The 519-nt window shown below is 34.7% G+C and carries 1 protein-coding gene; it reads right to left on the bottom strand.

The features are described from left to right. The coding region (locus HMPREF9441_RS17185) for a hypothetical protein (protein ID WP_008623578.1) at nt 1–519 on the bottom strand (519 nt) is incomplete at both ends.

The following is a 519-nucleotide window of genomic DNA, read 5'->3' as shown; positions in this document are numbered from 1 at the left end:
CCCTAATCTTTTAGCAAGCTCATCTAAATCAATCCCTTCCCCACCATTAGTTGCAGGCAAAACGATTAAAGCAACAAAATAATTTTCAGGGGTAACTCCCGATGCTTCCATTTTTGCCTTAATTTTTGCCACAAGTTCATCAAGAGTGATTGCAGGAAATTCTGCTTTTCTATTCTGAATAAAATCAGAATTAGATAGCGGAAATAACCATAGTTCTGCAAATAGATCAATAATAATGGTTCTAAGTTTTTGTTTCCTTTTAGGAGTTTTTTCACCCGTTTGAGGAAGCTCCTTTTCAACCAATCTAATATCGTGAACAACCCCATTTATTGGTTTCTTAAAAAGAAGATTCCATCGTTCTTTATCTAACCGGCCACGTAGATACTTTGCTACATAGTACTCTATGAGAGTTTGTGGAGGAGTAAATGTATAAGGACTAGTTTCAAAAATATCAGGTTCGTTATATTGGTCTGCAATCTCTATACTTTTTTTCAGTAAGTCGCAAATATCCATTATAAA

The organism is Paraprevotella clara YIT 11840 (assembly GCF_000233955.1).
GTDB lineage: Bacteria > Bacteroidota > Bacteroidia > Bacteroidales > Bacteroidaceae > Paraprevotella > Paraprevotella clara.
Note: the sequence above shows the minus strand (reverse complement) of the source record. Positions and strands in the feature narration are given on the sequence as shown.